The sequence below is a fragment of the Rossellomorea sp. RS05 genome, from assembly GCF_039822645.1.
Taxonomy (GTDB): domain Bacteria; phylum Bacillota; class Bacilli; order Bacillales; family Bacillaceae_B; genus Rossellomorea; species Rossellomorea marisflavi_B.
This window is the reverse complement of record NZ_JBDKWY010000002.1, coordinates 387,625-412,929: the sequence shown is the minus strand read 5'-3', so window position 1 is coordinate 412,929 and position 25,305 is coordinate 387,625. Positions and strand designations below refer to the sequence as shown.

The 25,305-nt window shown below is 47.8% G+C and carries 31 protein-coding genes and 1 rRNA gene; 11 read left to right on the top strand and 21 right to left on the bottom strand.

What is annotated here, in order from left to right; translation table 11 throughout:
• Positions 1 to 92: ribosomal RNA gene (locus tag ABJ225_RS09825) — 16S ribosomal RNA — on the bottom strand; the annotation flags it as partial.
• A gap of 269 nt (positions 93 to 361) precedes the next feature.
• On the bottom strand, positions 362 to 1,228 hold the full coding sequence (locus ABJ225_RS09820; protein ID WP_053427988.1) for a nucleotidyltransferase-like protein: 867 nt from the start codon (positions 1,226 to 1,228) through the stop codon (positions 362 to 364).
• A 154-nt stretch (positions 1,229 to 1,382) separates the two neighbouring features.
• Here ABJ225_RS09820 and ABJ225_RS09815 point away from each other — a divergent pair, with 154 nt between their 5' ends.
• The gene (locus ABJ225_RS09815; RefSeq protein WP_048007783.1) at positions 1,383 to 1,736 is read left to right on the top strand and encodes a YgzB family protein; all 354 of its coding nucleotides are present in this window, start codon (positions 1,383 to 1,385) and stop codon (positions 1,734 to 1,736) included.
• Positions 1,737 to 1,803: 67 nt separating this feature from the next.
• On the opposite strand, the gene perR is transcribed toward ABJ225_RS09815, so the two are convergent.
• The 5 genes from perR to ABJ225_RS09790 form a co-directional block, all read right to left on the bottom strand.
• Positions 1,804 to 2,256: a peroxide-responsive transcriptional repressor PerR gene (gene perR / locus ABJ225_RS09810; RefSeq protein ID WP_048007782.1), complete on the bottom strand. Its 453-nt coding sequence runs from the start codon at positions 2,254 to 2,256 to the stop codon at positions 1,804 to 1,806.
• An 85-nt stretch (positions 2,257 to 2,341) separates the two neighbouring features.
• Positions 2,342 to 2,890, bottom strand: a complete 549-nt coding sequence (locus ABJ225_RS09805) for a cob(I)yrinic acid a,c-diamide adenosyltransferase (protein WP_056534618.1) — start codon at positions 2,888 to 2,890, stop codon at positions 2,342 to 2,344.
• A gap of 1 nt (position 2,891) precedes the next feature.
• Positions 2,892 to 3,839: a D-2-hydroxyacid dehydrogenase gene (locus ABJ225_RS09800; RefSeq protein ID WP_347319884.1), complete on the bottom strand. Its 948-nt coding sequence runs from the start codon at positions 3,837 to 3,839 to the stop codon at positions 2,892 to 2,894.
• Between the two features lie 207 nt (positions 3,840 to 4,046).
• Entirely contained in the window at positions 4,047 to 4,511 is a 465-nt protein-coding gene (bcp, locus tag ABJ225_RS09795; protein WP_056534616.1) for a thioredoxin-dependent thiol peroxidase, read from the bottom strand.
• 56 nt (positions 4,512 to 4,567) lie between these two features.
• Positions 4,568 to 4,843, bottom strand: coding sequence for an ion channel (locus ABJ225_RS09790; RefSeq protein WP_235563475.1), 276 nt, complete (start codon positions 4,841 to 4,843; stop codon positions 4,568 to 4,570).
• Between the two features lie 286 nt (positions 4,844 to 5,129).
• Between ABJ225_RS09790 and ABJ225_RS09785 the strand changes: the two genes are divergently transcribed.
• Positions 5,130 to 6,416, top strand: a complete 1,287-nt coding sequence (locus ABJ225_RS09785) for a glutamate-1-semialdehyde 2,1-aminomutase (RefSeq protein ID WP_056534614.1) — start codon at positions 5,130 to 5,132, stop codon at positions 6,414 to 6,416.
• 266 nt (positions 6,417 to 6,682) lie between these two features.
• A complete protein-coding gene (locus tag ABJ225_RS09780; RefSeq protein ID WP_056534613.1) occupies positions 6,683 to 7,768 on the top strand; it encodes an FUSC family protein in 1,086 nt (361 codons plus the stop codon).
• A 39-nt stretch (positions 7,769 to 7,807) separates the two neighbouring features.
• On the opposite strand, the gene nikC is transcribed toward ABJ225_RS09780, so the two are convergent.
• The 10 genes from nikC to fabL all read right to left on the bottom strand — a co-directional run bounded on the left by nikC (position 7,808) and on the right by fabL (position 18,016).
• A complete protein-coding gene (gene nikC / locus ABJ225_RS09775) occupies positions 7,808 to 8,704 on the bottom strand; it encodes a nickel transporter permease (protein WP_056534612.1) in 897 nt (298 codons plus the stop codon).
• Positions 8,705 to 8,729: 25 nt separating this feature from the next.
• Positions 8,730 to 9,734 carry an ABC transporter permease gene (locus ABJ225_RS09770; RefSeq protein WP_053427996.1) on the bottom strand — a complete coding sequence of 335 codons (1,005 nt, stop codon included), beginning with the start codon at positions 9,732 to 9,734 and terminating at the stop codon, positions 8,730 to 8,732.
• Positions 9,735 to 10,157: 423 nt separating this feature from the next.
• Positions 10,158 to 11,750 carry an ABC transporter substrate-binding protein gene (locus ABJ225_RS09765; protein WP_318341975.1) on the bottom strand — a complete coding sequence of 531 codons (1,593 nt, stop codon included), beginning with the start codon at positions 11,748 to 11,750 and terminating at the stop codon, positions 10,158 to 10,160.
• A gap of 64 nt (positions 11,751 to 11,814) precedes the next feature.
• Positions 11,815 to 12,780 (bottom strand): ABC transporter ATP-binding protein, encoded by a 966-nt coding sequence (locus tag ABJ225_RS09760; RefSeq protein ID WP_056534611.1) that lies wholly within the window; start codon positions 12,778 to 12,780, stop codon positions 11,815 to 11,817.
• Positions 12,755 to 13,771, bottom strand: coding sequence for an ABC transporter ATP-binding protein (locus ABJ225_RS09755; protein ID WP_056534610.1), 1,017 nt, complete (start codon positions 13,769 to 13,771; stop codon positions 12,755 to 12,757). The genes ABJ225_RS09760 and ABJ225_RS09755 overlap by 26 nt, the downstream gene beginning before the upstream one ends.
• Positions 13,772 to 14,017: 246 nt before the next feature.
• Positions 14,018 to 15,766: an ABC transporter ATP-binding protein gene (locus tag ABJ225_RS09750; RefSeq protein WP_056534609.1), complete on the bottom strand. Its 1,749-nt coding sequence runs from the start codon at positions 15,764 to 15,766 to the stop codon at positions 14,018 to 14,020.
• Between the two features lie 126 nt (positions 15,767 to 15,892).
• Positions 15,893 to 16,423 (bottom strand): nucleoside tri-diphosphate phosphatase, encoded by a 531-nt coding sequence (gene ntdP / locus ABJ225_RS09745; RefSeq protein ID WP_053427999.1) that lies wholly within the window; start codon positions 16,421 to 16,423, stop codon positions 15,893 to 15,895.
• Between the two features lie 147 nt (positions 16,424 to 16,570).
• A complete protein-coding gene (locus tag ABJ225_RS09740; protein ID WP_079515411.1) occupies positions 16,571 to 16,828 on the bottom strand; it encodes a YgaB family protein in 258 nt (85 codons plus the stop codon).
• Between the two features lie 176 nt (positions 16,829 to 17,004).
• Entirely contained in the window at positions 17,005 to 17,199 is a 195-nt protein-coding gene (locus ABJ225_RS09735) for a gamma-type small acid-soluble spore protein (RefSeq protein WP_048012507.1), read from the bottom strand.
• Positions 17,200 to 17,272: 73 nt separating this feature from the next.
• On the bottom strand, positions 17,273 to 18,016 hold the full coding sequence (fabL, locus tag ABJ225_RS09730) for an enoyl-[acyl-carrier-protein] reductase FabL (protein ID WP_048007785.1): 744 nt from the start codon (positions 18,014 to 18,016) through the stop codon (positions 17,273 to 17,275).
• 72 nt (positions 18,017 to 18,088) lie between these two features.
• Between fabL and ABJ225_RS09725 the strand changes: the two genes are divergently transcribed.
• Positions 18,089 to 18,313 (top strand): hypothetical protein, encoded by a 225-nt coding sequence (locus ABJ225_RS09725; protein ID WP_048012508.1) that lies wholly within the window; start codon positions 18,089 to 18,091, stop codon positions 18,311 to 18,313.
• Here the strand turns inward: ABJ225_RS09725 and mutY are convergent.
• Positions 18,310 to 19,422 (bottom strand): A/G-specific adenine glycosylase, encoded by a 1,113-nt coding sequence (gene mutY, locus ABJ225_RS09720; RefSeq protein WP_481900616.1) that lies wholly within the window; start codon positions 19,420 to 19,422, stop codon positions 18,310 to 18,312. The genes ABJ225_RS09725 and mutY overlap by 4 nt on opposite strands.
• Positions 19,423 to 19,619: 197 nt before the next feature.
• Here mutY and ABJ225_RS09715 point away from each other — a divergent pair, with 197 nt between their 5' ends.
• Entirely contained in the window at positions 19,620 to 20,606 is a 987-nt protein-coding gene (locus ABJ225_RS09715) for a metal-dependent hydrolase (protein WP_218246875.1), read from the top strand.
• Positions 20,607 to 20,654: 48 nt separating this feature from the next.
• Here the strand turns inward: ABJ225_RS09715 and ABJ225_RS09710 are convergent, their stop codons facing one another.
• The gene (locus ABJ225_RS09710) at positions 20,655 to 20,924 is read right to left on the bottom strand and encodes a YfhJ family protein (protein ID WP_048007764.1); all 270 of its coding nucleotides are present in this window, start codon (positions 20,922 to 20,924) and stop codon (positions 20,655 to 20,657) included.
• Between the two features lie 109 nt (positions 20,925 to 21,033).
• Here ABJ225_RS09710 and ABJ225_RS09705 point away from each other — a divergent pair, with 109 nt between their 5' ends.
• Both ABJ225_RS09705 and ABJ225_RS09700 read left to right on the top strand, forming a co-directional pair.
• The gene (locus ABJ225_RS09705) at positions 21,034 to 21,198 is read left to right on the top strand and encodes a small, acid-soluble spore protein K (RefSeq protein WP_079515361.1); all 165 of its coding nucleotides are present in this window, start codon (positions 21,034 to 21,036) and stop codon (positions 21,196 to 21,198) included.
• An 18-nt stretch (positions 21,199 to 21,216) separates the two neighbouring features.
• Complete coding sequence (locus ABJ225_RS09700) at positions 21,217 to 21,357, top strand: YpzG family protein (RefSeq protein WP_079515360.1); 141 nt, start codon at positions 21,217 to 21,219, stop codon at positions 21,355 to 21,357.
• Positions 21,358 to 21,388: 31 nt separating this feature from the next.
• Here ABJ225_RS09700 and ABJ225_RS09695 read toward each other — a convergent pair whose 3' ends face one another.
• Positions 21,389 to 21,718, bottom strand: coding sequence for a YfhH family protein (locus tag ABJ225_RS09695; protein WP_056534603.1), 330 nt, complete (start codon positions 21,716 to 21,718; stop codon positions 21,389 to 21,391).
• 613 nt (positions 21,719 to 22,331) lie between these two features.
• On the opposite strand from ABJ225_RS09695, the gene ABJ225_RS09690 reads away from it, so the two are divergent.
• Positions 22,332 to 23,003: an SDR family NAD(P)-dependent oxidoreductase gene (locus ABJ225_RS09690; protein WP_347319875.1), complete on the top strand. Its 672-nt coding sequence runs from the start codon at positions 22,332 to 22,334 to the stop codon at positions 23,001 to 23,003.
• A 17-nt stretch (positions 23,004 to 23,020) separates the two neighbouring features.
• Here the strand turns inward: ABJ225_RS09690 and recX are convergent, their stop codons facing one another.
• Complete coding sequence (recX, locus tag ABJ225_RS09685; protein ID WP_056534601.1) at positions 23,021 to 23,827, bottom strand: recombination regulator RecX; 807 nt, start codon at positions 23,825 to 23,827, stop codon at positions 23,021 to 23,023.
• Between the two features lie 90 nt (positions 23,828 to 23,917).
• On the opposite strand from recX, the gene ABJ225_RS09680 reads away from it, so the two are divergent.
• The 3 genes from ABJ225_RS09680 to ABJ225_RS09670 all read left to right on the top strand — a co-directional run bounded on the left by ABJ225_RS09680 (position 23,918) and on the right by ABJ225_RS09670 (position 25,283).
• Complete coding sequence (locus tag ABJ225_RS09680; RefSeq protein WP_079515357.1) at positions 23,918 to 24,823, top strand: TIGR01777 family oxidoreductase; 906 nt, start codon at positions 23,918 to 23,920, stop codon at positions 24,821 to 24,823.
• Between the two features lie 67 nt (positions 24,824 to 24,890).
• Entirely contained in the window at positions 24,891 to 25,013 is a 123-nt protein-coding gene (locus ABJ225_RS09675; RefSeq protein ID WP_079515356.1) for a YfhE family protein, read from the top strand.
• 87 nt (positions 25,014 to 25,100) lie between these two features.
• Positions 25,101 to 25,283 carry a YfhD family protein gene (locus tag ABJ225_RS09670; RefSeq protein ID WP_174564569.1) on the top strand — a complete coding sequence of 61 codons (183 nt, stop codon included), beginning with the start codon at positions 25,101 to 25,103 and terminating at the stop codon, positions 25,281 to 25,283.
• Positions 25,284 to 25,305 lie beyond the last annotated feature (22 nt).

Sequence of the window (25,305 nt, the reverse complement as noted above, 5' to 3'; positions counted from 1 at the left end):
TCAGGGAGCAAGCTCCCATCGATCCGCTCGACTTGCATGTATTAGGCACGCCGCCAGCGTTCGTCCTGAGCCAGGATCAAACTCTCCATAAAAAGTTTGAATAGCTCTTTTAAAATAAATCTAGAATTAACGTTGACGTGTTTGTCTTGTTTTGTTCAGTTTTCAAGGTTCAAATAGATTGTAAGCGCTTCGTTTCTCTCTGAAGCGACTTTCTAATCTTATCAAGTTGCCGTTCGTTTGTCAACAACTTTTTTAATTTTATCAGGTCGCCACTGACCGTTTTTGCTTTCGTTCAGCGGCGACTTAACTACTATATCAAGCCGTATAAAAGAAGTCAACACAAATTAATATTTTAATATAATTATTTTTTTACCCGGTAATATCTATGGTAAATCCCCTGTCCTTTGGTCTCCACATCAACCACCTCGATGAAACCCTTATCCGTCAGATACTCGATCATCATGCTCAGATCCACAGAATAATGTTTGGCTCCTTCATTATTCAAGAGTTCCTGGAATGTCCAATACTCTTTTTGCTCCAGTATGCTGATGAGGTGTTCTGAAGCTACCTTCATCCTCGAATGGATAAGGAATTCACTTGCCAGGAAAAGCAGCTCCAGACGCTTGTCGATTTCCTCATCGCTCGTCACCAGCTCTTCATACAACTTGTAAATTTCCGGTTCGATCTGCTTGACCTGATTCCACACGGTCACTTCAGGATGGAATCCATGCTCGATGACTGAGAGTCTTGCAAGGTGATGAAGGGAATGGACAATATGATTATAGGCATCAAGGTAATGCTTACTCTCGAAGAATACTTTTCCATCCATATATCGTCTGATCAGTTTGGCAAACTCAAGACCCATTTTGATTTTCCTTCCATAGAAAGGGAAATCTCTCAGTTCGATCTTCAGATTCTGGATGAACTCATTCCGATCAAATAATACTTTCCCATTGAAAATCCAGTCGATGACTTTACGGTTGGAACCAAGCAGGATCCATTCCCGGAGCTTTTCCTCCGTCACCACGTGCAGGGCTGCTTTTTGATCTTTATAGGAATAATGCTTGATGAAGACAGGCTCTTCTGCCTCCTTCACCACAAGGAACAGGACGATATCAAAGGTATCGGTCAAGGGGCTGAATTTGTTGCTCTGTTCTACCAACAGGGCGCCCAGCGTATTAGGGTGACTGGTACGCTCCTGGTATATCGGTCTTAAAATGTCTTCCATTGCTTACTCCTCCACATCAATCATTGGTTGGTAACTATTTCGACATGAACACTGGATTTCCTTCTGTAATTATAGTCATTTTTCGACAAACGTCATTCCCGTCCCCCGTTCCATCCTGATTATGGTATAGTATTTTTTTAGGAGGGGGATGGAGATGGCAAAGAAGTATTCTAGCAAAATCAATAAAATCCGGACCTTTGCGTTAAGCTTGGTTTTCATCGGATTCATCATTATGTATGTAGGTATCTATTTTAGACAGCACCCGTGGGTCATGACAACCTTCATGCTATTGGGGTTTCTGTCAATCATCGGAAGTACGGTCGTCTACTTCTGGATCGGCATGCTCTCGACGAAGGCCGTCCAAGTGACGTGTCCCAATTGCGGGAAGGTCACGAAGGTGCTCGGGCGTGTCGATATGTGCATGTATTGCAATGAGCCGCTTACGTTGGATCCGAAGCTTGAAGGCGAAGAGTTCAACGAAGACTATAATAAAAAACGCAGCCGATAGGGACCTTAACAGGCCCCTATCTTTTTTATGATGCGCAACAAAAAAGAATGGTCCGGGTGGGCCATTCTTAATGGGTTTCTTTGTTGATTTTACTGCATTCAGGACATGTTCCGTAAATCTCCATGCGATGACTGTTAACCTTGAATCCCGTCACGTGAGAGGCGAGATGCTCCACTTCATCGAGTCCCGGGTAGTGGAAATCGACAATCTTTCCGCAGCTATCGCAGATGACATGATAGTGTTCCGTGGTGACAAAATCAAAGCGGCTGGACGCATCCCCGTAGGTAAGTTCCTTTACCAGTCCGACTTCACGGAAGACCCGAAGATTGTTATAGACGGTTGCCACACTCATATTAGGGAATTTTCCTTCAAGGGCTTTGTATATGTCATCAGCAGTCGGATGAGCCATTGATTCAATGAGAAACTCTAATATCGCATGACGTTGAGGAGTTATTCGCACTCCCGTTTCCTTCAATGTCGAGATCGCTTCTTTCAATTGGCTTTCGTCAGACATCGTCATGCACCTCTTTTCATAAAAATTATTAGTTTATAATCTTTATAAATAGTGTACTAATGGAGGCGCTGATTGTCAATCCATGCCACCATCAACCATGCAAATTTTTCTCTCCCTCACCCATCTGCTGGTTGATGTATCTCCCTGCCACGAACAGGTAATCAGACAATCGGTTCAGATAGGAGAGAACGAGGGGATTGACCGGTTCATCGATTCCTACCGCTTCCCGCTCAGCCCTCCTCACAATCGTCCTCGCCATGTGAAACGCAGCACCGGAAGGATGGCCACCTGGCAGGATGAAATTCGTCAGCGGAGTGAGCGTACCGTCGAGGGCGTCGATCTGTTCTTCAAGCTCTTTCACATGCTCCTCCTCCAGCTTCCATTTCACTTCCTTGCCCTCGGGGGTGGCAAGCTCCGCTCCTACGTGGAACAGGATCGTCTGCACTTTGTGAAGGAAGGCCTCGAATGAGTCTTTCCCTTCGAAGAATTCATTTTTCATATGGCTTAGTGCCAGTCCAAGCATGGAATTTGCTTCATCGCATGTACCATATGCTTCTACACGCTGATCCTTTTTGGACACCCTGGTACCGTATATAAGGGATGTAGATCCTTTATCCCCGGTCTTTGTATAAATTTTCAACTTAATAACCCCTTTCAGTATCAATGATATTGATAAGCTCTTCACCATTATGATATGCAAGCAGATTGGTTTTAAATATGGAGAGCGCCCTCGGCATATAGTGTTCCGTTATGCTCGACACATGAGGTGTGATGGTGATTGACTCCTCTTCCCAGAAAGGATGATCTGCAGGCAGGGGTTCATCCTTGAATACATCCAGGTAGATCTTCTCAATCAGGTGATCCCCGGCCGCACGGAGGAGTACTTCCTCCTCCACTAGATCCCCCCTCCCGATATTGATGAAGGCGGCGCTCTCTTTCATGGCTTTGAAGTGATCGATTGTCAGCAAAGAGCGTGTCTCCTTCGTACTCGGAAGGACCGAAACGATATAGTCAGCAGATCCAAGGACCTTATCCATCCCTTCAAAGGTGTACATCTCATCGAAATGGTCTTTTGCCTCACCGGATGAATTGATGCCGATCACCTTCATCCCGAATGCTTTTGACAGCCTGGCGACCTCCCCTCCGATCGCCCCGGCACCGAGCACGAGGAGAACATGATCATGAAGCTCCGTGGAACCGATCCGGCGCGACCACCTCTTTTCTTTCTCCTGCTCACCGAGGATTGGGAATTTTTTTGCATGTTGCAGCATCAGGCCCAATGTGAACTCGGCCATTGGGATCTTATGGATTCCCCTTGCATTTGTCACCATGACCCCTTTTTGACGGATGGAATCAAACGGCATCTTCTCCAAGCCGGCAGACGTTACCATGATCCACTTCAACTGCCGACAATTTTCAAGGATTTCAGGGGTCAAGTCCTCCCCCATTGTTACAACAACTTTGGCCACAGTCAGTATTTCCCCAGCTTCCTTCACATTTTTGCAGAAGTGAAATTGCTGATCGGGGAATTCACGCATCAGCTCAACACGGAAATCTTCTTTTGGCTCATATGTAAATACTACATCCATCGCGACACCCACACTCCTTTCTCCCATTTTATCACACCGCCATACAGCCCTCTAATCTCAAGCGGCAAAAAAAAGAGGGCGGTCATTGACCGGCCCTGTCTATGGGAGACTGACTTATTTGAGGAGGTTGCCCTACTCTTACTATATGTACCTGCAGTAAAAGTGAATGGACAAACGCCTCTGAAAAGAAAAATAGGCGATTTCGCTTCAGGAAAGATGCTCTTCGATGTATTGAAGGGCCTCTTCCACATGCCCTTTCACCTTAACTTTCCTCCACTCCTTGGAGAGAGTGCCTTCTTTATCAATGATAAAAGTGGAGCGTTCGATACCCATGTATTCCTTCCCAAAGTTCTTCTTGAGCTTCCACACCCCGTAAGCCTCCGCTACCTTATGATCTTCATCCACAAGAAGTTGGAACGGGAGACCGTGTTTCTCGATGAACTTTTCATGGCGTTCGGCCGGATCGGGGCTTACACCGAGGATGACTGCATCAAGCTCTTCAAAATTCTCATGGTGATCACGGAAGTCACAGGCCTCCGTCGTACATCCCGGTGTCATATCTTTCGGATAAAAATAGAGCACGACATTCTTGCCTCTGTAATCGGATAGTTTCACTGTTCCACCATTATTCGCCGTCAGTTCGAATTCCGGTGCCTTCTGACCAACTGTCATTATTGATCCCTCCAAAGGTTTGATTACCGATAGCGTAACCAAAACAGTGATAAAACTCAACTTATTCGATCATCTTTTGGTCGCATGAAGTTTTTAACCACAAAGGCAGCCGGTACCGTATAGCCCAGCCACGATTCTATGAGGGCGACACCCCGGCCGACCCCTACCGGCGTAACATCCCCATATCCAAGAGAAAAGAGCGTCACGCCGCTGAAGTAGATGCTCGTGAAGAAATGTTCAATGAAGGTACCACTGATGGGTGCACCATCTTCCACCAGGATTTGAACTCCCTCAAGATCGAGAAGGAGGTAAATGGCGCCGAAACCAATCATGATGGTCAAGTAGCACATCCCCAGAAAGAAAAAGTGGTGCAGGGAAAAAACGTGGTCCTTTTTCCCACTAGGAGTGAAAAGTGCCCATACGCTCATCATCATGCACAGAAAGATCATTGATCCGATTACATACAGCATCCGCATCCCTCATCCATGAGCTTGTCTTCTAATATGTACGCATCCTCCTGCGAAAACATTCTCCTATCCAGTATTCCCCTATTTGCTAAACCCTGTGGCGCAGTACTACAATAGAGAAGGAAGTTTCAAAGAATACTAGGAGGTTACCATGCAATTTTCTAAATCAGAATCATTACATACAGAAGCCCTGGAGCATATCGTCGGTGGTGTGAATAGCCCATCACGCTCGTATAAAGCAGTCGGCGGCGGGTCTCCCGTCGCGATGGAACGCGGAGAGGGAGCGTATTTCTGGGACGTAGATGGGAATAAGTACATTGACTACCTTGCTGCCTACGGTCCGATCATCACGGGGCACGCTCATCCCCACGTGACTGAAGCCATCAAAACGGCTGCGGAAAACGGGGTATTATACGGTACGCCGACGCGCCATGAAGTCAAGTTTGCGAAAATGATCAAAGAAGCCATGCCTTATATGGATAAAGTACGTTTCGTCAACTCCGGTACAGAAGCCGTCATGACGACCATTCGCGTTGCCCGTGCCTACACAGGCAAAGATAAAGTCATCAAGTTCGCGGGCTGTTACCACGGCCATTCCGACCTTGTCCTTGTGGCAGCAGGTTCAGGTCCGTCCACCCTTGGGACACCGGATTCAGCAGGCGTACCGAAAAGCATCGCCCAGGAAGTGATCACCGTTCCATTCAATGAAATCGGACCTTTTAAAGAAGCGATGGAAAAATGGGGCGACCAGATCGCAGCCGTTCTTGTCGAGCCGATTGTAGGAAACTTCGGGATCGTCGAGCCGAAGGAAGGTTTCCTCGAAGCCATCAATGATATCGCTCACGAAGCCGGCTCCCTTGTGATCTATGATGAAGTCATCACGGCATTCCGCTTCATGTACGGAGGAGCTCAGGACCTTCTCAAAGTGAAGCCCGACCTGACCGCACTCGGAAAGATCATCGGTGGAGGGCTTCCGATTGGTGCCTACGGCGGTAAAAAAGAGATCATGGAGCAAGTGGCTCCACTCGGCCCTGCTTATCAGGCTGGAACGATGGCCGGTAATCCAGCATCAATCCTGTCGGGAATCGCCTGCCTAGAAGTACTGCAGGAACAAGGTGTATACGAAAAGCTCGATGCACTCGGCGCCAAGCTTGAAGAGGGAATCCTCGCAGCAGCGAAGAAACACGGTACACCGATTTCCATCAACCGCCTGAAAGGAGCTTTGACCCTTTACTTCACAGAAGAAACAGTAGAGAACTATGAGCAGGCAGAAGCCACAGACGGTGAAATGTTCGCCAGGTTCTTCAAACTTATGCTGAATCAAGGGATCAATCTTGCTCCATCAAAATATGAAGCATGGTTCTTGACCACAGCCCACACAGAAGAAGATATCGATGCGACACTCGTTGCCGTCGATAATGCATTCTCGCAGCTTTGATTACACCAGCCCGTCTCTTACACGAGACGGGCTTTTTTTGATTCAGCCACCCATGATAATCCCACCTCCTTCTTCATATACTAAAGAGCAATACACCCGTTTAATCTCCTTACCAAAGTGGTACTAACCCTAGTAAGAAAAGCCTTGTGATACCAAGCAGCAACCTTCTGAAATAAATTGAAATTGCCTATTGATATTGTACTGAAGTACCTGTATAGTACAGTATTGTTTATTGAAAAAGTCAAGAATGGAAAGGATCTATATACATGAAATTTGGTGCCCGCATCCTCAAGACGGGGATTGCGATCGTTTTGGCTCTCCTTATCTCAGAAATACTGAAACTGCCTGCCCCTGTGTTCGCAGGAATTGCAGCAGTATTCGCCGTACAGCCGACGATCTACCGCTCATACCTGACCATCATTGAGCAGGTCCAGGCAAATCTGGTCGGCGCCGGGATCGCCGTGATCTTTGTATTGATTTTCGGCAGCAGCCCTCTTGTGGTCGGCCTTGCGGTCATTATCGCCATCGCCATCATTTTGAAACTGAAACTGCAAAACACCATCGGCCTTGCTCTTGTCACACTCATCGCCATCATGGAGGTAACCGATCAGGACTTTATTACATTTGCACTCATCCGTTTTTCTACGATCTTGATTGGGGTATTCTCCTCTTTCATCATCAACCTGATCTTCTTGCCACCAAAGTATGAGACAAAGCTATTTCACCGGGTGTCGGATTCCACAGAAGAGATCCTGAAGTGGATCAGGCTCAGCACAAGGCACGCAACCGAATTCCACCTTGTAAAAAAAGATCTGGAGCGTATCAAAGAAAAGCTCATCAAGGTCGATCAGCTTTATCTGCTGTACAAAGAAGAGCGTGAATACTTCAAGCGGAACACGATTGTCAGAAGCCGGAAGCTTGTCATCTTCAGGCAGATGATTTCGTCTACGTACCGCAGCTTTGAAGTGTTAAAAAGGTTAAACCGCTATGAAAACGAAATCTACCAGCTTCCCGATGAACTCCGGGGTGTCATCAAGGCTCAGCTCGATTGTCTCCTGACCTATCATGAACAATTACACCTGAAGTTCCTTGGCAAGATGCATCCCCAAGCTGAATCGGAAGCACAGCAGGATGTTTGTCTTCACCGAAAAGAATTGATGACCATCATGCTGGAGGAAGTCAAACAGCACACCAAAAACGACGATATCCATAATTTCCACCTGCTTCATATCTTCTCTGCCATCTTTGAATACGATGAAAACCTTGAGCATCTGGAGCGATTGATCACAAGCTTCCAGTCGTATCACAAAGAAGATAACGAAGTGTCCATCTCGGAAGAAGAAGAAGTATAAAAAAAAGAAGGAGCCGATGCTGTCGGCTCTTCTTTTTTGTCAATTTTTCATTTTTGGATCAAGCGCATCCCTGAGGCCATCGCCCATGAGATTGAACCCGAGAACCGTCAGCATGATGGCAAGTCCCGGAAAAATCATCGTCCAAGGTGCTTGCAACATGAACGTCCTAGCATCGGCGAGCATCTTCCCCCACTCCGGTTGAGGAGCCTGTGCCCCCAGACCGAGGAAACCAAGGGCGGCCGCTTCGATGATGGCCGTAGCAATAGCCAACGTCCCCTGAACAATGATCGGAGCCATACTGTTCGGGAGGATATGATGCAGCAGGATGCGGTTATCTTTCATGCCGATTGCCTTAGCCGCCATCACATACTCCTCCTGCTTCACGCTCAGCACCCTGGAGCGGACGAGCCTTCCAAAGTTCGGTATGTTGATGATGGCAATGGCGATAAGGGCATTCCTTAAGGATGGCCCGAGTGCCGCAACGACGGCGATGGCCAGGAGGATACTTGGAAATGCGAGCATGATATCAAAGATCCTGGAGATAATCGTATCAACCCAGCGCCCATAATAACCTGCAACAATCCCCAGCAGGCTCCCTGCTACGGCGGAACCGATGACAGCAAAGAATCCAACCCATAGGGAAATCCTTGCTCCGTGGATGATCCTTGAAAGAATATCACGGCCGAAATCATCTGTTCCGAACCAGTGCTCGGAGGACGGTGCCTGAAGCCTTTTCGCCAGGTTCTGCTCATTGATCCCCTGAGGAGCAATAAGAGGAGCCGCTATTGCGAGAATGACAAAGAACAAAACGATGAAGAGACCGATCAGGGCTATTTTATTCTTCCGGAAGCTCTTCCACGCCTCCTTCCACGGAGAAACATGCTCCTCATGAAGAGCAGGACTGAGTTCCTTTTGCGGTTCTGCTATTTCTGCCATAAGAGTTCACCTCTTCCTGTAGATGCTAGTTATATTTAATGCGCGGATCAACAGCCGCATAGAGTAGGTCCACGATAAGATTGATGGTGACAAAGATCATGGCGACGACCAGGATCCCTGACTGAATGACGGGGTAATCCCGATAGGCTATGGCATCGTAAATATAGCGGCCGATACCAGGCCATCCAAAGATTGTTTCCGTCAGGATTGCTCCCCCGAGAAGGAGACCCATCTGTAGCCCGATGACGGTCAGGACCGGAATGATGGCATTCTTCAAAGAATGCTTGTATACAACCCAGAACATCTTCAATCCTTTAGCCCGTGCCGTCCGGATATAATCAGATCTCATGACTTCGAGCATGCTAGATCTCGTCATCCGTGCAATGATAGCCATGGGAATAGTCGCGAGGGCAATCCCCGGTAGGATGAGATGCTTGAAGACATCACCGAATTGATCAAATCTCCCTTGTATCAAGGTGTCGAGCAAATAAAAATTCGTAATGGACGAAACAGGATTCCGGACATTTTCCCGGCCAGATGTAGGAAGCCAGTCAAGCTGAATCCCGAAAACCCACTGCTCCATTAAACCAAGCCAGAAGATTGGAAGCGATACCCCGATCAGAGCGAGGATCATGGCTGTGTAATCAAACCAGGAGTTCTGGAACCACGCACTGATGATTCCTGCATTGACCCCAATGACAACAGCAATGATCATGGCCACGATGGCCAGTTCAGCGGTGGCTGCCAGATACGGCCAGATTTCGGATGAGACCTCTGTCTTCGTTCTGAGGGAATTACCAAGATCACCTGTAAGGAGACCTTTTAGATAGTCAAAATATTGAACATACCAGGCGGTATCAAGTCCAAGCTGATTCCTCAGCTGCTCGATGGCTTCCTTCGAGGCCTGCTGCCCAAGAATGACCTGTGCCGGATCACCAGGAATGGCACGGATGATGAAGAATACAATCAATGTCATCCCCAACAGAACCGGAATCAGCTGCAATAATCTTCGGATGGTGTATTGAAACATCAGTGTTCACCTCTTTTTAAAAGGAATGGTTGCTATGTTTATGAATCCAAAAAGGCAAAGGACGCCTTTCTGTCTTTCATGCCTTATGCTTGTCGCCCCAGATCGAGCGCCCTCCGCTTTTCTTTCCTGTCTAGCTACGGGCGCTTGGGGCTCGAGGTCATAAGTCTTGAAACCCAAAAAGGCAAAGGACGCCTTTCTGTCTTTCATGCCTTATGCTTGTCGCCCCAGATCGAGCGCCCTCCGCTTTTCTTTCCTGTCCAGCTACGGGCGCTTGGCCCTCGAGGTCATAAGCCTGAAATCCAAAAAGGCAGAGAACGCCTTTCCGGATTTCTGTCTTATGCTTGTCGGGCCAGATCGAGCGCCCTCCGCTTTTCTATGTACAAAGGGGAGAGCTTTTGGCGTCTCCCCTTTGGTGGTGATGGATTATTCGATGTCTACTGCTCCGAGGAAGTCGGATCCAGTTGGATGTGGCTTGAAGTTTTTGACTTTGTTGCTGCCCGCTAGAAGTGGCGTCGAGTGGGCAAGCGGTACCCAAGGGGCATCTTCATGGATGATTTCCTGGGCTTTCTTGTACATCTCGTTACGTTTGTCTTGATCGGTTTCCGATTGGGCATCGATCAGGAGTTTGTGTAGCTCGTCATTGCTATAGTACGTATAGTTGTTGCTTCCGATGTTGTCTTTATCGAGAAGAACATAAAGGAAGTTATCGGCATCTCCGTTATCACCGGTCCAACCAAGTAGGAAGGCATCGGCTTCACCTTTACGGGCTTTTTCAAGATACGTTGCCCACTCATAGGAGACGATTTTGGCTTTGACTCCGACTTTTTCAAGGTCAGCCTGGATGGCTTCTGCCACCTTTTGACCGTCCGGCATATACGGGCGCGGTACTGGCATCGCCCACAGATCCATCTCGAAACCGTCTTCAAGACCTGCTTCCTTCAATAATTCCTTCGCTTTTTCAGGATCGTATTCATACCCCTCAAGCTCATCGTTATAACCTGCTACGACAGGAGGCATAGGATTTTTGGCAATTTCAGCTTTCCCTTCGAAGAAAGCGTCGATGATCGATTGCTTATTGATGGCATAGTTGATGGCTTGACGCACTTTCGGATTGTCGAACGGCTTACGCGTAGAAGTCAAACCGAGGTAGCCTACGTTCATGGATGGGCGTTCAAAGATTTGAAGGTCAGCATTGCTTTCAACTTGGCCTGCATCACTTGGATTGACTCCATCGGCAAGATCGATTTCCCCGGAAATCAGGGCGTTCAGACGAGCAGAGTTTTCAGGGATGGCGCGGAATACCACTTCATCCAATTTAGGTTGATCTTTTTGCCAATAGTCTTCATTTTTCACGAGGACGATTTTGTCGTTACGCTTCCACTCTTTGAATTTAAATGGACCAGTTCCTGCATCCACTGGGTTTTCTCCGAGCTTATCGCCTTGTTCGTCGATTGCTTTCGGGCTGACAATCGCAAACGGACTCATGGCAATGTTCTTAAGGAAAGGAGCCTGTGGACGTTTCAGCTTGAATTCAACGGTTTTCTCGTCAACAGCCTTCACGTCTTCAATAACGTGCCCTTCGTCTCCTTTAAATCCACCGAACATGGATTTATAGTAATAGAATGCTTCTTCGTTCCCGTTCATCCAGCGATCGAAGTTCTTAACGACCGCATCCGCATTGAAGTCCGTTCCGTCTTGGAACTTCACTCCTTCACGAAGGTGGAAAGTATACGTCAATCCATCTTCGGCTACGTCCCACTTCTCTGCAAGACCAGGATTCGGTTCTGTATCCTGTTCCCCGAACTCGATGAGCGTTTCGAAGATATTCTTTGTAACCTTGAATGATTCTCCGTCAGTTACCACTGCCGGGTCTAGTGCCACGGAATCTCCACCACGACCGAATATCAATTGCTTTGGTGCAGCATTATCCTTGTCTCCCCCGCCTTCGCCGGATGAACCTTCGGATCCACATCCGTAAAGCAGTGTGGATACGAGAAGGATCATGAGCATGATCATTGACCAACCTTTTCTCTTCAAACAAATCCCCTCCTGTGGTTTATATATACTTTATACCGCCCGCCTAATAAAGATGGCAGGCAACATAATGCCCTGGTTGCTGTTCCCTGAACTCAGGAACCTTTTGCTTGCATATCTCCGTTGCGTGCGGGCACCTGGTGTGGAACGTGCATCCGCTCGGAGGATTGGAAGGACTCGGGATATCCCCTTGTAAAAGGATGGTTTCCCTTTTAAACTCCGGATCCGGAATCGGCACTGCCGACAGAAGCGCCTGCGTATACGGATGCATCGGCTTATCGTAGAGGGCTTCACTGCTGCTGAGTTCCACCATCCTGCCGAGATACATGACGCCTACACGGTCACTGATATGCCTGACGACGCCAAGATCATGTGCGATGAATATATAGGTGAGGCCGAATTCTTTTTGTAGATCCTGCATGAGGTTGAGCACCTGTGATTGGATGGAAACATCAAGGGCTGACACAGGCTCGTCTGCAATGATGAGCTTCGGACGCGTCATGAGTGCTCTAGCAATCCCGATCCGCTGTCTCTGCCCACCACTGAATTGATGGGGATATCGCTTTGCATGGTAGCTGCTCAAACCTACAATTTCGAGAAGCTCCCTTACCCTTTGGCGCCTTTCTTTCTGAGACCCGATCCCGTGGACCTTGAGGGGTTCTTCCAAAATCTGTTCCACTGTATGCCTAGGATTCAAAGAGGCATACGGATCCTGGAAGACCATTTGGATCTCCCTTCTCATCTTCCGCATTTCGGAATTTGATAGACTCGTAAGCTCCCGGTCCTGAAACGTCACTTTCCCATCGGTTGGATCGATCAATCGCATGAGCATCCTTCCGGTTGTGGACTTTCCACATCCACTTTCCCCGACGATTCCCAGGGTCTCCCCTTTGTTGACGGTGAAGGATACGCCATCAACCGCCTTGACCGAGCTGATTTGCCTCCCCAGCAGTCCCCCCGTGATGGGGAAGTGTTTTTGGAGATTCTCAACCTTCAACAATGGTTCCGTCATAAACTCCCTCCTCCGCTCCATCGAATAGGAAGCATCTTGTGCAATGTCCTTTGGATGTTTCATATAGTTCAGGTGTTTCAACCAGGCAGCGATCGAAGGCCGCTTCACATCTGGCAGCGAATCTACATCCGGTCTTGATCGATCCGGGCCTTGGTACGCTGCCTTTGATCGAATGGAGACGCTGCTGTTTCATCCTCATATCGGGAACCGATTGGATCAACCCCTTAGTGTAAGGGTGCTGAGGATTTTTAAAAATTTCTTCGACCGTTCCTTCTTCAACCACTTTCCCGGAGTACATGACGACGACACGCTCACACGTTTCGGCTACAACGCCGAGATCATGGGTGATCAGGAGAACGGCCGTATTCAATTCCTTATTCAGATTTTTCATCAGCTTCAGGATCTGCGCCTGGATGGTCACGTCAAGGGCTGTGGTCGGCTCGTCTGCAATGAGGACATTCGGATCGCACACCATAGCCATGGCGATCATGACCCGTTGACGCATTCCTCCCGACAGTTGATGAGGGTATTCCTTCACCAGCTCCTCGGATCTTGGAAGCCCGACTTTCTTCAACATCTCAATGGCTCTCTTAAGTGCTTCCTTCTTGCTCAGTTTCATATGTATACGTATGGACTCTGTCAGTTGATCTCCTATGGTAAACACCGGATTAAGGGAAGTCATCGGTTCCTGAAAGATCATGGCAATGTCATTCCCCCTGATCTCCCTCATCCGCTTATCGGTAGCGCTAGTCAAATCTTCCCCTTTGTAAAGAATATGGCCTCCCGTGATTTTACCTGGTGGTGAGGGAATTAGTCCCATGACCGAAAGGGATGTGACGCTCTTACCGCATCCACTTTCTCCTACCACCCCGAGGATCTCTCCTTCATTCACATGAAAACTTACCCCGTCGACTGCCGGAACCTCTCCATCATCAGTGAAAAAGGAGGTCCTCAAGTCTTCCACCTGCAATAAAGGACGTGCTTTCCCCATCAAACCTCTCCCTTTCCGTTATCTAAAAAATCTTTATTTTCTAATTTTATCTGTTTCTTATTATACAAGATGCTACAAATGTTGCAATCTATTTTCAGAATTTTTATTCTTAATAGACAATTATCCTTTCTCTCACTATATGCCGTATGTCCTAGATCATTCCTTCACTCACCAAGGAAAATACTCCCATTTGGGCACCACAAAAAAAGCCGGTGAAGAAACGAATGTTTCTCCACCGGCTTTCTATTAATTATCTAATTGTTGAACCTGGAACAGTCTATAATAATGATCCTGCTTTTTCATTAGTTCCTCATGGGTACCCATCTCTGCAATTTCACCGTTTTCCATATGGATAATGCGATCTGCATGGGTTATCGTGGATAATCGGTGGGCAACGATGAAAGTCGTTCTGTCTTTTGCTAGCATCTCCAATGATTCCTGAATGAGATGTTCACTCTCAAGATCGAGGGCGGAGGTTGCCTCATCCAAGATCAAGATCGGTGGATTCTTCAAGAATACCCTGGCAATGGCCACCCTCTGCTTTTGACCTCCAGAAAGTTTCACACCACGTTCCCCGACTTTCGTATCGTAGCCTTCCGGCAGCTTCATGATGAAGTCATGGGCATTTGCTGCTTTGGCGGCCTCAATCACATCTTCATCCGTTGCATCCGGATTACCGAATTTGATATTCATCTTGACCGATTCACTGAAAAGGATGTTGTCCTGAAGAACCATACCGATTTTATCCCTGAGCGTCCTTACCTGGAACCTTCTGATATCTGTACCATCAAGGCGTATGCTCCCTTCGGAAACATCATAGAACCTAGGGATCAAGCTGACAAGGGAGGATTTCCCCCCTCCGCTCATTCCGACAAGGGCGACCGTTTCACCTGAATGAATATCCAGGTTCAGATTGCTCAACACCGCTTCTTCTTCTTCCTCGTATTTAAATGATACCTGATCGAATTTGATGTCCCCTTTTACCGTGGTACACGGAATGGCTCCGGGCTCATCGTCGATATCGTATTTCTCGTCCATGAACTCAAACACCCTGTCCATAGACGCAATGGACTGCGTCAAGGTCGTAGAAGAATTCACCAGTCTCCTCAGTGGGCTATAAAGACGGTCGATATAGGCGACAAATGCGGCCATCGTCCCGATGGTCAAGTCTCCTTGTATGACCTGATAACCTGCGTACCCGATAATGATGAGGGGTGAAATGTCTGTAATCGTATTGACGACAGCAAATGCTTTCGCATTCCAGCTCGTCTGATCCAAAGCCTTCTGCAGGAAGTTCTTATTCTGACTGCGGAAAGCCGTTTGCTCGTGATCTTCCACAGCAAAGCTCTTGATTACCGGCATTCCCTGGACCCGTTCGTGAAGATGGCTCTGTACTTCCGCAAGAGCCTGGGACCGGTCCCGAGTAAGCCCACGGAGACGCCCGAAGAAATAGCGTACTGAAAGGGCGTAGAACGGAAAGGCAATCAATGATACAAAGGTCAATGATACGTCCATGGTGAACATGATGGCCACTGCGATCAAGATTGTGGCAAGATCCAGCCAGAGGTTCATCAGGCCCGTCATGACGAAGTTTTTTGTCTGCTCCACATCATTGATGACCCTGGAGATGACTTCTCCTGCCCGCGTGTTCGAATAATACTTGAAACTGAGCTTTTGTATATGAGAGAAAAGCTGGTCCCTGATATCATAGAGAATTTTATTCCCTGTCCACTGAGCAAAGTATTGGCGGTAATATTCAACAGGCGGACGAATGATCAGAAATACCACAACCATGATCCCCATCACAAGGAGGAGATGGTTCGTCTTTTCACCGGCTGTAAGGGTGGTGTTCCCTACTACATCATCGATGACATATTTGATGAGCACCGGAATGAGAAGCGGGATTGCGAATTTGATGATTCCTATAATGAGCGTACCTATGATTTGCCAGCGGTAAGGCTTTACAAACTGCAGGTACCGTTTGATACTGTCCACTTCAAAACTCCTTTCAATCTGACCATGAAAAAGGGATGACCCCGTTGATCGAGAAGCCATGCACGGATCGGATTGAATCCGGCGGCTCTCAGAAAGGGTCAGCCCTCCTATCGGTAACTACTTCCTTTATCCTCTGTGCATTAAATAGCGCTCGTACCAAATATCGATGAAATCAGGGGCAAATGGTCCCTTCCGCTGCCTGATCCATCTGACGAGCTTGTCCACATTCCTTTGCAAAATGTGATCGATAACATCGGGATAACCGTACAACTTGCGATGGGCATCATACTCATCTTCATCCAAGAGCGTATAGGTCATATCAGGATACACCTTGATATCAAGATCATAATCGATATACTTGATCGCTTCGTGATCGTACACGAACGGGGAGCTAAGATTGCAATAATAATAAATACCGTCTTCCCGGATCATGCAGATGATATTGAACCATAATTCTGAATGAAAGTAGCAAATTGCAGGCTCTCGGGTCATCCACGTCCTGCCGTCGGACTCGGTCACCATCGTCCGGTCGTTTCCACCGATGATCATATTGCTCGTCCCTTTCAGGATGGTTGTCTCATTCCATATACGGTGGATGTTTCCATCATGCTTGAAGCTATGTATTTGTACTGAATGCCCTTCTGTGGGAACCGCCATTTTCTACCCTTCTTTCCTTCGGATTGCACGTATAAATAAAAGTCTATTCTATTATTATAACGTTTCCTTCCGAAATTTAAAACAAAAGGGCTACCCATTAGGAAAATACATTCGCTGGGCGCCCTTGTCCTTCATTCGTTTTATACCTTAAAGGGATACTTCCTGTTCTTTTTTATACGAGCGGATGACTTCATCAGTCTGCTCTTGAAAAACTTTTTGAATGTCTTTCAATTCACATTTCTTCATTTCGATTTCTTTTTTCAGTGACTCGGCAAGAGCCATCTCTTCAAGCTCGACCAGCTCCTTTTCAAGCTCTTGGCAACGCTCGATTTCGGATTGAAGGAAGAGCAGCTTGTCCATCGTTTCCAACTGCTCATGAATCAGTTCATTAAATAACTCCTGCATATCCCATCCACTCCCTGTTAAAGACTCTCTACACAGATTCTCCTTTCAAACGGTAATCCCTTTGACTTTTCCTGTCCCTTTCCCACCAGTTTTGTCGAAGGGAAAATGAAAAAGCACCCGGAAGGTATCCGGATGCTTTTCATTGGTCATGGAATAGCTCTATGCTATTTCAGACATTATTTTTGTTTCTTTTGAGCTGATTGTTGGTTTTGCTTTCTTACTTCAGCAGCGTTTGTTTCAGAAGCAAATTCAGTTCCGTATTGTTGTTGACCGGATTGAGCTTTGCTAGCCGATTGTTGGTTTTGTTTTTTCACTTCTTGAGCGTTTGTCTCAGAAGCAAATTCGTTGTTGTAGTTGTTTTTCTTTGCCATTGTAATCACCTCCACGCTTATTAAGATAACCAAGGGTGGAGGTGACTATTCGACTTTTTTTCGAAAAAGCGGATCAGACGAGAAGCGATCGTCCGCCGTCAACGATGATCGTCTGTCCCCTGATCATAGACGAATCATCCGACACGAGGAACATGACGGACTTCACAAGGTCGTCAATTTCGACCATTCTTCCAGCAGGAGTATTCTGGCGGGCATCTTCAAGAAGCTCTTCGCGATTCGGGAAATGCTTGAGCGCATCCGTATCAATCGCCCCCCCTGATACGGCATTCACGATAATATTCCTTGGGGCAAGCTCGACAGCCAGATAACGGGTCAATGCTTCAACCGCTGCCTTTGAGACGCCTACAGTCGTGTAGTTATCAAGGTAGCGGATGGAACCGAGGGAGCTGATGCTGACGATCCTTCCGCCGTCATCCATCAACTTTGCAGCTTCCTGAGCACAGAAGAGGAGCGCTTTGCTGTTGATGTTCATTGTCCAGTCCCAGTGGGACTCTTCCAGCTCCATAACAGGACGCAGCACGCCGGAAGCCGCATTGCTGATGAGAACATCCAATCGCCCGAATTCCTCCTTGATTTGTTCGAACATGGCCTTGATTTTATCCACATCCCCGACATTTGCACGAACGATGAACGCCTTTCGTCCAAGCTTTTCGATCTGTTCAGCCGTCTCAAGGGCTCCCTTCTTACTGCGTGCGTAATTGACGACGATATCGTATCCTTTTTCAGCAAGCTGAATGGCGATTTCCCTTCCCAATCCACGACTGCTTCCAGTTACCAATGCTACTTTTTGACTCATGTTCATCTTCCTTCCTTACCCTCTGTATATTCGTCCTTCATTCATCCAAACTAAGGACAGGAGGGATCATTAATGTATGTAGGTAGAGATATGACCGAACTTTCCATGGTACCAAAGAGTGATTGGAAGGAATCCGAACTTGCCTTCTTCCATCACTCACTACAACAAATAGTACCTTATTTGAACAGTGAAGGACAATCCATCCATCGTGAAATCATCAAAGAGATCGAGTCACGCGGAGGCCTGTCCCATCATGAAGCCACTTATACCAATGGAACAAAGGTCAGTTATGATTAGGGGTGCACTTGCCCCTTTTCAAGCTGTGAGCTGACTTCCTTCCATATCTTTTGATGGGATACGGGAAATGCATATTTTTCAAGCTCTTCCGGTGTGACCGCAATAAGATCACCATATGAGTCATGATCTTCAACAGCCCCAACGAATACATCGATATCCCATATGATGTGAGAGAAGATATGTTGGAAGGTCGAAGCGATTTCCCTTTTTAACGCACTCTCCACCCCATATACTTCAATGAGGCTTTCATGGAGCTGTTCACGGATGTGACCGGTACTTCCGACTTCAAAGTTCGGAAACTCCCACAAATTCGCAAGAAGTCCAGTGCCGGGACGCTTATGGATCAAAACCTTTCCATCTGTGTTGAAAAGCACGGCTGCTGCCATATTGAGCTTACGGGCACTTTTCTTTTTTGATTTGATGGGAAGTTCAGACTGAACGCCCTCTTCAAATGCATGACAATGCTCCCTTACAGGACAGAGCAAGCATGAAGGGGACGTCGGCGTACAGGTTAACGCACCAAGTTCCATCAGTGCCTGATTGAAGTAAGAAGGGTTTTCTTCAGAAATGAGGGCCCGTACCGCATCTTCGAACACCTTTCGCGATGAAGGCTTGGCAATATCGAGCCAGATCGATAATATGCGCGAGAAGACCCTCATGACATTGCCGTCCACGGCCGGTTCGGGTTTCCCGTAGGCGATACTTAGGATGGCGCCAGCCGTATAGGGCCCTACCCCCTTCAGGGTGGCGATATCTTTCGGATCATCAGGAACGATCCCGCCGTATGAGTCCCTCACCTCCCGGACCGCTGCCTGCAGATTCCTTACGCGTGAATAATACCCTAGCCCTTCCCAGGCTTTCAGGATTTCTTCTTCATCGGCAGAGGCAAGAGCATCTATCGTAGGAAATTTTCCGATAAATCGGTTAAAATAAGGTATGACCGTATCGACACGAGTTTGCTGAAGCATGATTTCCGACACCCAGACTTTATAGGGGTCCTGGTCCTTCCTCCATGGAAGATCCCGCTGCTCATTGGTGAACCAGGAGATCAGGTCTTCCTGGAACGCTTCACGGTCGATGGAATGGAGATTCTTTAATGGTTCATCTATCACTTTTGTCCCTCCAGGATGTTATTTGTTACTCAATATAGGGAATAACCCCTGTAAGCAGGGGGAGCTTGCCCTCCTGCTACCACGAATTATCACAAAACTGTAATCATTCTTACCTTGAAATTCACACCCATTAACCATATCATGTTCAGAAACGATTCGCGACACAAAACATGCGAGCCAAGGAGGACTTACTTTTGGATACAGGTACACACATCGTCATGGGGTTTGCACTCGGGGGGCTTGCAACGCTGGATCCGGTCGTGGCCGAAAATGCATCCACCGCTCACAGCGTGTTGATTGCTGCGGTTATCGGCTCCCAGATCCCCGATGTCGATACCATACTTAAACTTCGGAACAATGCCGTTTACATCAGGCATCACCGGGGCATCACCCATAGCATACCCGCTGTCATCCTGTGGCCACTCCTGATCGTCGCCTGCCTGTACCCATTCTTCCCGGGTGCAAATCTGCTTCATCTTTGGTTATGGACCTTTTTCGCCGTCTTTCTCCACGTGTTCGTGGATATCTTCAATGCGTACGGCACTCAGGCCATCCGGCCGATTTCATCGAAATGGGTGGCTCTAGGGGTCATCAACACGTTCGACCCCATCATTTTCGGTATCCACATCGTCGGATTGATTCTATGGGCCGTTGGCTTTCCGCCCGGCCAGACGTTCCTTGTGATGTATGCAGTCATTATCGGATACTACCTCCTGCGCTTCATCGTGCAGAAGACGGTCAAAAACGCAGTCAAAAGAAGGATCCCCAATGCCGAACGGATCATCGTCTCCCCGACGATCCGATTCTTCCAATGGAGGCTGGCCATACTTACCAAACATCACTACTATGTGGCACGTGCCTACAGGAGATCCATCACGATCTACGATGAGTTCAAGCGGGTTCCGATACCGGATATCCCGGTTATGAACGCTGCCCGGAAAGATAAAAATCTGGCCGCATTCCTTTCCTTTTCCCCAATCTACCGTTGGGAAATGGACGAATACGATGACCATTATGAAGTAAGATTCATCGACCTCAGGTACCGCAACAATGGTCACTATCCATTCGTTGCTCTCGTGCAGCTCGATAAAGATCTGAACATCGTCAGCTCTTATACGGGTTGGGTGTTCAGCGAAGAGAAATTACGCCAGAAGGTGGATATCAATGTCATCATTGATTGAATGACGAAAGGGACGGCCAATTGGCTGTCCCTTTTGATTTCCACCTGATCAGTGGACCGTATGATCTCCGTCATCAAGCAAATGACTGTATTTCGGATTACTCGCCGCGAAATCATGCACATTTGTTCCATACGTCGCAATCCATTGCCTTACGACCTTTTCAGTGACTTCTTTTCCTTTATATTCATAACCAGCCTTGGCATAAGTCGTTTCAAAATCTTCCCAAACAAGCTCAACCCAAGTCCTGGCCTTTTCATACGTCAGTTTGGAATTTTCATCCATAAGAAGCTGTGTCAGTTCGTGAAAAATCGATTCCATTATCCACCCTCCTTTTCCAGTGACAGTAACGTGTTTTCTATCTGAAAAATCATCATACTATAGATGTGGCATCGTCCACAAACATTCCACCCTTTAAGGAGGCAGTCACATGCGCAATAAGACAACAGGGTTTCCGAATGAACATGGCAATAAATTCGAAGGAGAACCCCGTGCCAAAGCGGAATATGCATCCAAAAGGGCGGATGGCACCATCAATACCCACCCTCAAGAACGAATGAAGGCTTCAAATAATCGCAAGCAGGATTCACTCTAGAGCAGGGGGGAATAGTTGATGAAATTCAATCGAGATTACAACAGTCCATTTAAAAAGGCATTCTACAATCCGAAGCATGCCCATGCACAAGCAAATGGACAAACAACCCAGACACAGAATCTGATCATCCTTGAGCGCGATACTAAAAAGCGCACATAACATGTTGCCCGTTCCCTTTGCGGAATGGGCTTCACTTTTTCTTATCCGGGGCAAGTAGTGAAATCGGCAATGCCTCTTCTTCCCCATTTCCGCCGAGGCGGTAACCCCAGGCAAACACTCCATTCAGGTAGTCGACCTTAAAGTATACACCGGGATCTCCTTCGATCCCATATACCCCGCCGGCCTCATAATCAGCAGGATTCCTCAAATAAGCCTGTGCCATCAGCGTCTTACGCTCCAACACCGCAAACTCATTCACAATGCCCAGTTGCTCAGCCTTGCGTGCCTTCTCCCTCAACGAAGCAATCTCCTGATTCAACTCATGCTCCGTCATCTCACTATAACGTCTCTCCTGATCCATTTCCTCACTCCTCCCTACTATTGTAGTATAAGGAAAATGGTATAATAAGAAAAGCGGAGGGCGCTTGGTCTAGGGCGACAAGCATAAGACGGGAGGGACGGAAAGGCGTCCTGTGCCTTTTTGGCCATCACGGCTTATGACCTCGAGCCCCAAGCGCCCGGAGCTGGACAATAAGAAAAGCGCAGGCGGGTTGGGCTGACCCGACAAGCATAAGGAGAGGAACACAGAAAGGCGTTCTGTGCCTTTTTGGGTTTCTTGACTTATGACCTCGAGGGGCAACCCGCCGGAGCTGGACAATAGAAAAGCGGAGGGCGCTTGGTCTGTGGCGACAAGCATAAGACGGGAGGGATGGAAAGGCGTCCTGTGCCTTTTTGGCCATCACGGCTTATGACCTCGAGCCCCAAGCGCCCGGAGCTGGACAATAAGAAAAGCGCAGGCGGGTTGGGCTGACCCGACAAGCATAAGGCGAGGAACCCGGAAAGGCGTCCTGTGCCTTTTTGGGTTCCTTGATTTATGACCTCGAGGGGCAACCCGCCGGAGCTAGCCAAAAGAAAAGCGCAGACGATCCACCATTTGCTCAACAATAGTACATACGCCGAAAGGATTGATCATCATGGGAACAGCAGTCATAACTGGTGGAGGCACCGGGTTAGGAAAAGAACTTGCAAAACAGCTCAGCGCAAAGGGATATGATATTCTTCTTGTCGGCCGCAGGGAACAGCCGTTAAAAGAAACTGTCCAGAGTATCCTTGCATCAGGTGGGCAAGCTTCATATGTCATCATGGACGTCCGCTCACAATCTGAGATTGAACATACGCTTTCAACATGGGGCGCGCGAGATATTGAACTGCTCGTCCATAATGCAGGGGTGGGTTATTTCGGTCCACTTGAATCATCCACCGACGAAGAATTGGTCGCCACCTTTGAAACAAACGTGTTTGGTCCTATCCGCCTGACAAAGGCCTTGATCGAAGCTGTCCCCCATCCCAGGTTCACTGTTATCAATGTCATCTCGACGGCGGGGCTCCGTGGTAAGAAGAATGAATCGCTCTATGCGGCAAGTAAATTTGCACTCAGGGGATTCGGTGAAAGTCTTCAGAAAGAATATGAAGAGAGCCCGATCCGGATCGTGAATGCCTTTATGGGGGGAATGAATACACCATTCTGGGATAACAGCGACCATGTTGAAGATGCCCGCCGATTCCGCTCACCCTCAGAAGTGGCAGAGATGATCGTATCCCAGTACACGGAAACGGAAGAAATCATCATTGAATCCAAGAAATAAAAAAAGAACCGGGAAGGTCACTCTTCCTGGTTCTTGATTTCCTCTATTGCCCTGTCGATATCCTCCATGGAGAACCCTTTTCGGTACAACGCCTGCTTCATCCTCTGATTATAGTCGTACCCTTCATACTTTGAGCTCAGCTTGCGATGGGCCTTCAATGCCTGATGGTAGACTGCCTGCCACGCTTCGTCATCATCCCGCTGGTTGTCGACCGTTTCCCAAGCCTGCTTCATGATGGGGCCGGTGTAGCCTTTCCTCATCAAGTTCTGTTCAATTTTTTGTTTTGCCACGGTGATGGAGTCATTTTTGTACTTCTTCAGCATCTTCTCCATAAGGGCAGCAGCCTTTTCAACCTGCTGATCCTGAGAGAAGGCCTCTAGAGCCTCTTCGATATACTGGGCATCCACGCCTTTCCTTCTCAGTTCTCCACTTATCCACTTCGGCCCTTTATCCGATGTATTCATATGGGTCCCCGTGAAGGCATGGGCAAACTCCTCATCGTTTGTATATTTCAATTCCTTCAGCTTATCCATCACCTCTTGTACGATCCCATCCTCCCACTCCGACTCAAGAAGGTGGTCACGCACTTCCTTCTCCGTTCTCATCCGGTAGGAAAGATAATGGCTTGCTTTATTGAAAGCTTTCTTCACGTCATCCGCATATTGAAGCTCACTGATGGCAAGCTCGTCCACTTCAAGACCCTTTCGTAAATGATGCGAGGTCAGTATCCCTTCATCGACACTGAATGCATATTTTCCATCTATAAATAGGTTATAACGTTCTGTATTTTTGATCTGCCTTGTTATCTTTGTGATGGTTCCCATCTTTATCACCTCATTTCAATCGTAACACATCCTTTATGTTTTTAATTCTGCAAAGAGGTAAAATAATAAGTATTAACTGGAGGGATGATCATGAAAATAGCGATTACCGGCGGGACAGGATTTGTTGGAAACGTGTTATCAGAGGAACTTCTCAAACATGGGCATGAGCTATTCATCTTGACCCGCAATCCTGACAAACAAACCGCGCACGAAAACATAACCTTTATCGGCTGGATGACCGAAGGAGCCGCTCCTGAAAGCCACCTTGAAGGAATCGATGCCTTCATCAACCTGGCAGGTGAATCCATCAACAGCGGCAGGTGGACGGAAGAACGAAAGCGCAGGATCCTCGCAAGCAGGATTGACGCCACCCAGGAAGCACTGCGCATCATAAAGAATCTGGAAAACAAGCCGGCTTCCTTCATCAATGCAAGCGCCATCGGAATCTACCCTTCTTCTGTATCCAAGACCTATACAGAAGCTTCTACTGAACAAAGCGAAGAATTCCTTGGACAGACGGTACAGATATGGGAACGCGAAGCAGGAAGGGCCCGTGAGATGGGTCTCCGTGTCGCTTTTATGCGATTCGGGATCGTATTGGGAAAAGACGGCGGCGCTCTGCCAAAGATGGCCATTCCTTATAAGCTCTTCGCCGGAGGTCCTGTAGGAAGCGGGGAACAGTGGATGTCATGGATCCATATACAGGATATCGCCAAGGGGATCTCCTATACCCTCCAACATGAAGACATTGAAGGTCCAGTCAATCTGACGGCACCCAACCCGCTTCAGATGAATGAGTTTGGAAAGGTGCTTGCCGAAGTACTCGGAAGGCCCCATTGGCTGCCGGTTCCTTCCCTTGCTCTTAAAGCGGCCATGGGAGATATGAGCACCCTCGTACTCGATGGACAAAAAGTCATTCCAGAAGTCCTTTTGAATCACGGATATGAATTTGAATACCCGCACTTGAAGGATGCACTTCAGTCCATTTATAGGTAATTTACGTATACAACACCCTCTTCAAGGAAAAGATGGAAGTAGGTTTTAATGGAAGGGGTGTACAGATATGGACAAGAAAAAGGGCGATCAAAACAAGGCCACACTGACCTCTGCTCAACAGGTCACCTATTCCCATCAGTTCAAGGCAGCTGACCGTGCTGCAGGCTATGCGCCGAAACGAAATCGCTAGGAAATTTTCCCTTATTAAAATGGGTGACAATGACCCACACTATACGTACAGGCGCCAGCGCTTGTACCGACTATGTATGATAAGGGGATGTTTCGATTGGGAAGATCGCATAAGAATCGTGATAAAAATGCCAATTCATTGCCTCAGACTCCGGCCCAGAACAAAATGGGCGTCGACGAAGAGTTCTCACGTGAACTTGCCGACCAGGCCGATCTAGAAGCCCAGGCCCGCGCCAACGCTGCCAATCAGCGTGCCCGGGCGAAGAAATAGCACCATCATACGACAGAAGCCC

Bases quoted from the DNA above. Each gene is read 5' to 3' on its own strand.
- ABJ225_RS09755 (WP_056534610.1), bottom strand. From the start codon at position 13,771: ATGGGGAAAGCACGTCCTTTATTGCAGGTGGAAGACTTGAGGACCTCC.
- ABJ225_RS09815 (WP_048007783.1), top strand. From the start codon at position 1,383: ATGGCAAAGAAGTATTCTAGCAAAATCAATAAAATCCGGACCTTTGCG.
- ABJ225_RS09790 (WP_235563475.1), bottom strand. From the start codon at position 4,843: ATGATTGGTTTCGGCGCCATTTACCTCCTTCTCGATCTTGAGGGAGTT.
- ABJ225_RS09735 (WP_048012507.1), bottom strand. From the start codon at position 17,199: ATGGCAAAGAAAAACAACTACAACAACGAATTTGCTTCTGAGACAAAC.
- ABJ225_RS09675 (WP_079515356.1), top strand. From the start codon at position 24,891: ATGGACAAGAAAAAGGGCGATCAAAACAAGGCCACACTGACCTCTGCT.
- ABJ225_RS09680 (WP_079515357.1), top strand. From the start codon at position 23,918: ATGAAAATAGCGATTACCGGCGGGACAGGATTTGTTGGAAACGTGTTA.
- ABJ225_RS09765 (WP_318341975.1), bottom strand. From the start codon at position 11,750: ATGATCATGCTCATGATCCTTCTCGTATCCACACTGCTTTACGGATGT.
- ABJ225_RS09740 (WP_079515411.1), bottom strand. From the start codon at position 16,828: ATGCAGGAGTTATTTAATGAACTGATTCATGAGCAGTTGGAAACGATG.
- ABJ225_RS09695 (WP_056534603.1), bottom strand. From the start codon at position 21,718: ATGGATCAGGAGAGACGTTATAGTGAGATGACGGAGCATGAGTTGAAT.
- ABJ225_RS09725 (WP_048012508.1), top strand. From the start codon at position 18,089: ATGTATGTAGGTAGAGATATGACCGAACTTTCCATGGTACCAAAGAGT.
- ABJ225_RS09770 (WP_053427996.1), bottom strand. From the start codon at position 9,734: ATGTTTCAATACACCATCCGAAGATTATTGCAGCTGATTCCGGTTCTG.
- ABJ225_RS09800 (WP_347319884.1), bottom strand. From the start codon at position 3,839: ATGGATGTAGTATTTACATATGAGCCAAAAGAAGATTTCCGTGTTGAG.
- ABJ225_RS09760 (WP_056534611.1), bottom strand. From the start codon at position 12,780: ATGACGGAACCATTGTTGAAGGTTGAGAATCTCCAAAAACACTTCCCC.
- nikC (WP_056534612.1), bottom strand. From the start codon at position 8,704: ATGGCAGAAATAGCAGAACCGCAAAAGGAACTCAGTCCTGCTCTTCAT.
- ABJ225_RS09705 (WP_079515361.1), top strand. From the start codon at position 21,034: ATGCGCAATAAGACAACAGGGTTTCCGAATGAACATGGCAATAAATTC.
- fabL (WP_048007785.1), bottom strand. From the start codon at position 18,016: ATGAGTCAAAAAGTAGCATTGGTAACTGGAAGCAGTCGTGGATTGGGA.
- ABJ225_RS09710 (WP_048007764.1), bottom strand. From the start codon at position 20,924: ATGGAATCGATTTTTCACGAACTGACACAGCTTCTTATGGATGAAAAT.
- perR (WP_048007782.1), bottom strand. From the start codon at position 2,256: ATGACGATGTCTGACGAAAGCCAATTGAAAGAAGCGATCTCGACATTG.
- ABJ225_RS09780 (WP_056534613.1), top strand. From the start codon at position 6,683: ATGAAATTTGGTGCCCGCATCCTCAAGACGGGGATTGCGATCGTTTTG.
- bcp (WP_056534616.1), bottom strand. From the start codon at position 4,511: ATGACAGTTGGTCAGAAGGCACCGGAATTCGAACTGACGGCGAATAAT.
- ABJ225_RS09670 (WP_174564569.1), top strand. From the start codon at position 25,101: ATGTTTCGATTGGGAAGATCGCATAAGAATCGTGATAAAAATGCCAAT.
- ntdP (WP_053427999.1), bottom strand. From the start codon at position 16,423: ATGGCGGTTCCCACAGAAGGGCATTCAGTACAAATACATAGCTTCAAG.
- ABJ225_RS09690 (WP_347319875.1), top strand. From the start codon at position 22,332: ATGGGAACAGCAGTCATAACTGGTGGAGGCACCGGGTTAGGAAAAGAA.
- ABJ225_RS09820 (WP_053427988.1), bottom strand. From the start codon at position 1,228: ATGGAAGACATTTTAAGACCGATATACCAGGAGCGTACCAGTCACCCT.
- recX (WP_056534601.1), bottom strand. From the start codon at position 23,827: ATGGGAACCATCACAAAGATAACAAGGCAGATCAAAAATACAGAACGT.
- ABJ225_RS09785 (WP_056534614.1), top strand. From the start codon at position 5,130: ATGCAATTTTCTAAATCAGAATCATTACATACAGAAGCCCTGGAGCAT.
- ABJ225_RS09700 (WP_079515360.1), top strand. From the start codon at position 21,217: ATGAAATTCAATCGAGATTACAACAGTCCATTTAAAAAGGCATTCTAC.